The 7,042-nt window shown below is 67.1% G+C and carries 7 protein-coding genes, 1 tRNA gene and 1 pseudogene; 3 read left to right on the forward strand and 6 right to left on the reverse strand.

Annotated elements, in window-relative coordinates; translation table 11 throughout:
• Positions 1 to 28 precede the first annotated feature (28 nt).
• Genes ABQF13_RS24925 through crcB (ABQF13_RS24935) form a run of 3 tightly spaced genes read right to left on the reverse strand, consistent with a single transcriptional unit; the run spans position 29 to position 1,850 of the window.
• Entirely contained in the window at positions 29 to 1,090 is a 1,062-nt protein-coding gene (locus ABQF13_RS24925) for a putative PII-like signaling protein (RefSeq protein ID WP_448395480.1), read from the reverse strand.
• Entirely contained in the window at positions 1,087 to 1,455 is a 369-nt protein-coding gene (gene crcB, locus ABQF13_RS24930) for a fluoride efflux transporter CrcB (RefSeq protein WP_448395481.1), read from the reverse strand. The genes ABQF13_RS24925 and crcB (ABQF13_RS24930) overlap by 4 nt, the downstream gene beginning before the upstream one ends.
• Complete coding sequence (gene crcB / locus ABQF13_RS24935; RefSeq protein ID WP_448395482.1) at positions 1,452 to 1,850, reverse strand: fluoride efflux transporter CrcB; 399 nt, start codon at positions 1,848 to 1,850, stop codon at positions 1,452 to 1,454. The genes crcB (ABQF13_RS24930) and crcB (ABQF13_RS24935) overlap by 4 nt, the downstream gene beginning before the upstream one ends.
• A gap of 60 nt (positions 1,851 to 1,910) precedes the next feature.
• Here crcB (ABQF13_RS24935) and pgm point away from each other — a divergent pair, with 60 nt between their 5' ends.
• The 3 genes from pgm to ABQF13_RS24950 all read left to right on the forward strand — a co-directional run bounded on the left by pgm (position 1,911) and on the right by ABQF13_RS24950 (position 4,935).
• Positions 1,911 to 3,545, forward strand: a complete 1,635-nt coding sequence (gene pgm, locus ABQF13_RS24940; RefSeq protein ID WP_448395483.1) for a phosphoglucomutase (alpha-D-glucose-1,6-bisphosphate-dependent) — start codon at positions 1,911 to 1,913, stop codon at positions 3,543 to 3,545.
• 9 nt (positions 3,546 to 3,554) lie between these two features.
• Positions 3,555 to 4,808 (forward strand): MFS transporter, encoded by a 1,254-nt coding sequence (locus ABQF13_RS24945; RefSeq protein WP_448395484.1) that lies wholly within the window; start codon positions 3,555 to 3,557, stop codon positions 4,806 to 4,808.
• 54 nt (positions 4,809 to 4,862) lie between these two features.
• A tRNA-Ala gene (locus tag ABQF13_RS24950) sits at positions 4,863 to 4,935 on the forward strand.
• A gap of 191 nt (positions 4,936 to 5,126) precedes the next feature.
• Here ABQF13_RS24950 and ABQF13_RS24955 read toward each other — a convergent pair.
• The 3 genes and pseudogenes from ABQF13_RS24955 to ABQF13_RS24965 all read right to left on the reverse strand — a co-directional run.
• A pseudogene (locus ABQF13_RS24955) lies at positions 5,127 to 5,297 on the reverse strand (tyrosine-type recombinase/integrase); the annotation flags it as partial.
• A 25-nt stretch (positions 5,298 to 5,322) separates the two neighbouring features.
• A complete protein-coding gene (locus ABQF13_RS24960; RefSeq protein ID WP_448395485.1) occupies positions 5,323 to 6,531 on the reverse strand; it encodes a Fic family protein in 1,209 nt (402 codons plus the stop codon).
• Positions 6,532 to 6,822: 291 nt separating this feature from the next.
• A partial coding sequence (locus tag ABQF13_RS24965) for a hypothetical protein (RefSeq protein ID WP_448395486.1) occupies positions 6,823 to 7,042 on the reverse strand: 220 nt, incomplete at its 5' end.

The following is a 7,042-nucleotide window of genomic DNA, read 5'->3' on the forward strand; positions in this document are numbered from 1 at the left end:
CAGGAGAGGCTGGCTTACCTCGGCGGGTTTAGCAGTCGTGCCGGGCCAGGCGCGTGCCGCCGAGCCGTTCACCGCCGTCGATGGACACCACGGCGGGTACCAACTCGCTGGTGACCAGGCCGTGTTCGGCGGTCAGCTCATCGACTATGTCAAAGCAAGCCGAGATCCGCTCGGGTGTGTCAACGATCACGGTGCTCACCGGGACCTGTCGGGCAATCTGAAACAGCTTGTCGCCGTGCGGTTCATGGTCGCCATGAAAGCCCCACACACCGCGCAGCGCGGTCGCGCCGCTCACCGCGGCGGACTCGCGCAGGCGCCGGACGAGCGCCCGGTGGATCGGCACACCGTCGTGCAGCGTTGCCTCAGAAGTGCGGACGGTCAGTCTCTGTGACAGCGCTAGTCCCTCGCTGTCGACGGGCGGTAGCGGCGGTGGCCGGTCCACCAGCAGGCCATCGCGTTTACACAGGTGCGCGCGTTCGAGCGTCATCAGCGGATCGTCCAATACGGCACGCAGTTCGGACGTCGCATCATCGATCTGCTCTGCGCGCGCGATCGCGGTGATCATCACCGGTACGTGGCGGTTGCGGCCGAAGAACCGGGCCTGCCGACGTCGTCCCAGCCGTGTGCCGTCGACGCCGAGAAATGCGGTGGCACCGGCGAATCCGCGGCGGTACAGGAGGTCGCAGACGGCGCGGTAGGCGGGCTGATCGGCCACCCGGCCATAGCGGCCCACGTACACGGTCAGCATCGAGACCTCGGCCGTCGTCGCGTCGAACTCGTCGACGGGACGCACGCGCTCGAGGGTGATCAGCCCATCGGTGGTCAACGCGGCCGCCTGTTCGGCAAGACCGTGCATCTTCGTCGCGGTGTCGACCGCGGTGACGACGATCGGCGGATCCTCGGACGAGGTGAGGGTCCGATCGGTGCGCAACCGATGGCGCGGACCGAAGCCGGCGATACCGCGCAGCACGACGCTGGCGGCGACCTCGGCGTCGGCGTAGAGCCCGACGAGCGCTTCGGCCAGAAACCGGTTTCCCGCCCGGTGTCGTTCACCGAAGTAGCAACTGAGCTTGATGTAATCGTCGGTCACAGGCGCAATCCCAGCCACAGACCACATGCCGCCGCGGCAAGTCCCAGCACCAAGCTGGCACCGATATTGGCGACGGCCATGCCGACCCGGCGTTCTTCGCCGAGCCGGTGGGTCTCCAGCATCCACGTCGAGAACGTCGTATACGAGCCGACGAACGCGGTGCCCGCGAGCAACGCCAGGTGCGGGTCCAGGGCCAGGCCCGCCAGAAATCCAAGGAGCAGGGCGCCGCTGATGTTCACCACCAGCGTGCCGTAAGGGAAGGCGCTGTTGACTCGATTCGACACCGTGCGGTCGACGACGAAACGCAGCACCGCGCCGAGACCTCCGAACAGCGGCACCGCGGTCCAGACCGCAACCGTCGTCATGTGCGCACCCGAACGCGTCGCACCATCGCAGTGGCGACGTAGAGCGCCACCAAACCGGCGGCGATGCTGGTGGCCGTGTAGCCAACGGCCAGCGCGTAGTGGCCGTGCTCGATCATCTTCAGCGTTTCGACCTGCATGGTCGAGAACGTCGTCAAGCCACCGCAGAGGCCGGTGCCCAGCAGCGGGCGCCGGTAGCTCGAGACCGGCAACCGTTCCAGCAGTCGGGTAGTGAAGTACCCCAACAGAAGTGCCCCGACGATGTTGGCGACGAACGTCGGCCACGGCCACCGCCCCGGGTCCGGCGCGGCCAGTGCCTCGAGCGCTGCGCGGGCAAGCGTGCCGAGCGCACCGCCCACAAACACCGCGGCTAGCTCGCGGCCGTCGTAACTGAGCACAACGCAAAGTATGGCGGTACCACCGAGCGTTCCGCTCCGGTGTGGAGCACAATCGAGTCCATGGCGGCCAATCCGCGTGCCGGTCAGCCGGCACAGCCCGAAGACCTCATCGACGTCGCCGCGGTGGTCACCGCGTACTACACCACCAGGCCGGATCCAGCAGATCCGGATCAACAGGTGGCGTTCGGCACGTCGGGACACCGCGGGTCGAGCCTGGACGCGTCGTTCAACGAGGCGCACATTCTGGCCACCACGCAGGCGATCGTGGAGTACCGCGCCGCGCAGGGCACCACCGGCCCGTTGTTCCTCGGCCGTGACACCCATGCGCTCTCAGAGCCGGCGTGGGAATCGGCGCTGGAGGTACTGGCCGCCAACAACGTTGTGACGATGATCGATTCGGCCGACCGCTACACACCGACGCCGGCGATCAGCCACGCGATCCTCACCTACAACCGCGGCCGCGCCGACGGCCTGGCTGACGGCATCGTCGTCACACCGTCACACAATCCCCCGCGTGACGGCGGCTTCAAGTACAACCCGCCAAGCGGCGGCCCCGCCGACACCGACGCCACCGGCGCGATCGCCAAACGGGCCAACGAACTGCTGGTCGGCAAGCTCAAGGACGTTCGTCGGGTGTCGCTGGCGCGGGCGATGAGCGACGTGCAGCGCCACGATTACCTCAACGCCTACGTCGACGACCTGGCCACCGTCGTAGATATGCACGCGATCAGCGCGGAAGGTATTCGCATCGGCGCCGACCCGCTCGGCGGCGCCAGCGTCGACTACTGGGGCGCGATCGCCGAGCGGTACAACCTGGACCTCACCGTGGTACATCCCTACGTCGACCAGACGTGGGCGTTCATGACGCTGGACACCGATGGCAAGATCCGGATGGACTGCAGCTCACCGCACGCGATGGCGCCGCTGGTCGCCAACCGCGACGTCTATCAGATCGCGACCGGCAACGATCCCGACGCCGACCGGCACGGCATCGTCACACCCGATGCAGGCCTGCTCAATCCGAACCACTACCTGGCGGTGGCGATCGAATACCTCTGTGCCCACCGGCCGGACTGGCCGGCCGCCACGGCGGTCGGAAAGACCATCGTCAGCTCGTCGATCATCGACCGGGTGGTCGCCGGGCTGGGCCGTAAGCTGGTGGAGGTGCCGGTCGGCTTCAAGTGGTTTGTCGACGGATTACTCAGTGGCACAATCGGTTTCGGTGGTGAGGAAAGTGCCGGCGCGTCGTTCCTGCGGCGCGACGGTTCGGTGTGGACCACCGACAAGGACGGCATCATCCTGGCGCTGTTGGCCTCCGAGATCCTCGCGGTCACCGGCGCCACGCCCTCGCAGCGCTACCACGCGCTCGCCGAGGAGTACGGCGCCCCGACCTATGCCCGCATCCAGGCACCCGCCGACCGCGAGCAGAAGGCGCGGCTGGGCAAGCTGTCGCCCGAGCAGGTGACGGCCACCGAACTGGCGGGTGAACCGATCACCGCCAAGCTGACCGAGGCGCCGGGCAACGGGGCGCCGCTCGGGGGCTTGAAGGTGACGACCGAGAACGCGTGGTTCGCCGCGCGCCCGTCGGGCACCGAGGACGTCTACAAGATCTACGCCGAATCCTTTCGTGGGCCCGAGCACCTGGCACAGGTGCAGGACGCTGCCAAGGAAGTGGTCAACAAAGTCGTCCAATAGGGTCGCCGTGTGAGTTCGTCCGCGGCGGCTGCACGCACCAAGGAGCGGTTGCCCCCCGAAGTCTGGGTGCTGATCTTCTCGAACGCCGTGATCGCGCTGGGCTACGGGGTGGTGTCGCCGGTGCTGCCGGAGTATGCCCGCCATTTCGGTGTGGGCATCGGCGCGGCGACGTTCGTCATCACGGCCTTCGCGATGATGCGGCTGTTGTTCGCCCCCGCCGCTGGGCAGCTGGTACAGCGGCTGGGGGAGCGGCGCATCTACGTCAGCGGATTGCTGATCGTCGCGCTGTCGACGGGAGCGTGCGCGTTCGCGCAGACGTATTGGCAGCTGTTGTTGTTCCGGTCGGTCGGCGGGGTCGGCTCGACCATGTTCTTCATCTCCGCGCTGGGGTTGATGATCCGGATCAGCCCGCCCGATGCCCGCGGGCGGGTGGCCGGCATGTTCTCCTCGGCATTCCTGGTCGGCTCGGTGGGCGGGCCCGTGTTGGGCAGCCTGACCGCTGGCTTCGGGTTATCGGCGCCGTTTTTGATCTACGGCGGTGCGCTCTCGGTTGCGGCCGCGGTGGTGTTCATCAGCCTGCGGCACTCGTCGCTGGCGGCTCCCGCGCCGGACACCCAGATCAAGGTCACCTTCGGCGAGGCGTTCCGCCACGGGGCGTATCGCGCCGCGCTGCTGTCGAACCTGGCCACCGGGTGGTCGGCGTTCGGGCTGCGTATCGCGCTGGTGCCGCTGTTCGTCGTGGAGGTGCTCGGTCGCGGCGTCGGCACTGCGGGACTGGCGCTGGCGACGTTCGCGATCGGCAACGTGGTCGCCGTGATCCCCAGCGGACATCTGTCGGACCGAGTCGGGCGCCGGATCCTGCTCATCATCGGGCTGGCCGCGGCCGGGGCGGCCACGATTGCGGTCGGGTTCAGCGACAACCTGACGGTGTTCCTGGTCACGGCGTTTCTGGCGGGCGCGGCGACGGGGATGTTCAGCTCGCCACAGCAGGCCGCCGTGGCCGACGTCATCGGCAACAAGGCGCGCGGCGGCACCGCGCTGGCGGGGTTTCAGATGATGGCGGACATGGGCTCGATCGTGGGTTCGCTGCTGGTCGGGCAGATCGCCCAGCACCTGTCGTTCGCGTGGTCGTTCGTGATCAGCGGGGCGATCCTGCTGGCCGCCGCGGTTGGGTGGCTCTTCGCGCCCGAAACCCGAAAGCCGTCCGCCGAACACACCCCGGCCCGCCCACTCGGACCCGACGCCGCCGGGGAGCTACCGTGACCAGCCATTTTGAACGGCAACCTGGCAGTGGTGTAACTTCGATGGGCACGACACGGGGCTATGGCGCAGTTGGTAGCGCACCACACTGGCAGTGTGGGGGTCAGGGGTTCGAATCCCCTTAGCTCCACAGTCCGAAACCCGCTCTGACCATCGGTTGGGGTGGGTTTCGTCGTTTTGCGCGGACGGGTCGGAGATCCGTCTTGACGACAGTCTTTGGCGACAGTCGTCGTTCGAACATGGATTCCACACATCGAGTCGAGTGCGTCGAGCTGCACCGCCTCGATCACTTCGACGTAGGTTTCCCGTGGTCACGGTGATCGAACGATGGCGCAGGATCCGCTGGACGGTGGCGGGCTGCACGCCCATCGTGAAGAGCGACGTGGCGCACGAGTGGCGCAGGTCATGCACCCAATACCTCAGATTGAGGCCATCAAACCCGTTGCAACGCATGTAGATTCGGCCAAAAGTGCCGGGGACTGACCCACTCATAATCCATCGTTGCCGGTTCGCCGGCCTAACAGGACCGGCTGCGTCGCCCGGCTCGCGCGGCGAACGCGTCGAGCGCGCTGAGGACTTCTGGTGCGCGCCATGCTCTGTTGCGGGTGCGGTCGGTGAACTCAATGATGATTCCGGCGGTGGTCAACGGGTCGACATATCGGCGGGCGTTCCCGGTCCTGATGCCGAGTTCACGCTGAAGAAGTTGCGCGTTAAAGACCGGGTGCTGGATGAGCAGGTCGGCGACCCGATGAACAGCTGAGTCCCGCCGGGCAGTGATCCTTGTATCCCATTCCTCGCGAATTGATCTGAGGTCGGTGACCAGTCGGCGTCCGTTCGCGACTGCGAGCAGCGACGCTTCCGAGAGCCGCTCGACCATGTGTGCGGGATCACCGTCGCGATAGGAGCCGAGGGCGCCGAAGTAGGCAGCGGTGTCGGTGAGGAGCCCGGCCGAGACCGGGACGGTGATCTGGCGAGTGAGTCGCTTGTGGCGCAGCATCGCTTGGATAAGTGCGCGGCCGGTCCGGCCGTTGCCGTCGGTGAAGGGATGGATGGTCTCGAACTGTGCGTGGGCGATGGCGATCTGGGGGAGGCTGGGCACATCGGCGCGACGGGTGAAGGCGAGGAGATCCTCGATCGCGCCGGGCACGCGGGTGTGGTGAGGTGCGACGTAGTCGGCGCCGCGGGGCCCGAAATTTCCACCGCCAATCCAAACCTGCTCAGTGCGCCAGTTTCCGGCGGAGACAGGGTCGGTGTGGTGCATCAGGGCGGCGTGCATAGCCAGGATCGCTTTGTCGTCGAGTCGGTCGGCCAGCGCGACTGCAGCCTTCATGGCTTCGGTGTTGCTCACGATCAGGGCGGCATTGCGCCGGCTGGTGTCGCCGAGGGCTTCGGCTTCAGCGATCGCGCGCGCGGAGGCGGTCAAGTTCTCGATGTTCGAACTCGCCGCGGACTCCGATCGCAGCAAGACGGCGGCGAAGGGCGCGATCTCGTCGCCGAGCTCAGCGTCGAAACGTGTGATCTCATTGCTCGCTTCTTCAGCGTCGGCCAGGACCGCCGCCGGAAGCGACACGGCGAGTTCGGCGATGGACGCCGGGATCGCGGCCTCGTACTCTCCGGCTTGTCGCTGCGCCGCCCGCAGGTCCGCAAGGCCGTAACCGGCTTCGACGGGCGCGTCCCACGTCAGCGTCTCGTACGTGAGCGCGGTGCCCTCCCCAGCTGATGCCACATACCGAAGATAGCATCACTTCACGTCTTAAGTGATGCTATCGAGCGCCGCGGGCATCAAATGTCGGCTGGCTGTTCGCGGACCTCCTCGCCTCCTCTGACCCGTGGAAGGGCTGACGCCGCTGAAGTGCCGTCTCGTCGGTATGGGCACTCCGTTGACCACAATTCTGACGACAACACTGACGACAGTAGCGTGCCCAACTACGTCAACGACACGGCGTTCAAGCCGGTAAAAGGCCTGGTCACGGCTCCCGCCCCGTCCTGCAAGTGGGGGTCCGGGGTTCGAATCCCCTTAGCTCCACGAGAAGAACCCGCTCCAACCACCGGCCGGGGCGGGCTTTGTCGATTCGCTAGCGCCGGTCGGTCCGGGCGTGCTGATGCTGGCGCCGTCGGATTTTTCGAGGCGCTGCGGTTTCTCGGGTCGGCCGTTAGGCCGCCCGGTTTTCGGGAGGTGCCGGTCCGCCGGGCTCGTCGGCTCCGCGGCCTGACGCCGCGGCGCCGGGCTCGTCGGC

It is taken from the genome of Mycolicibacterium sp. XJ879 (assembly GCF_053483935.1).

Coding starts and splice junctions, on each gene's coding strand:
- crcB (WP_448395481.1), bottom strand. CDS start 1,455: ATGACGACGGTTGCGGTCTGGACCGCGGTGCCGCTGTTCGGAGGTCTC.
- pgm (WP_448395483.1), top strand. CDS start 1,911: ATGGCGGCCAATCCGCGTGCCGGTCAGCCGGCACAGCCCGAAGACCTC.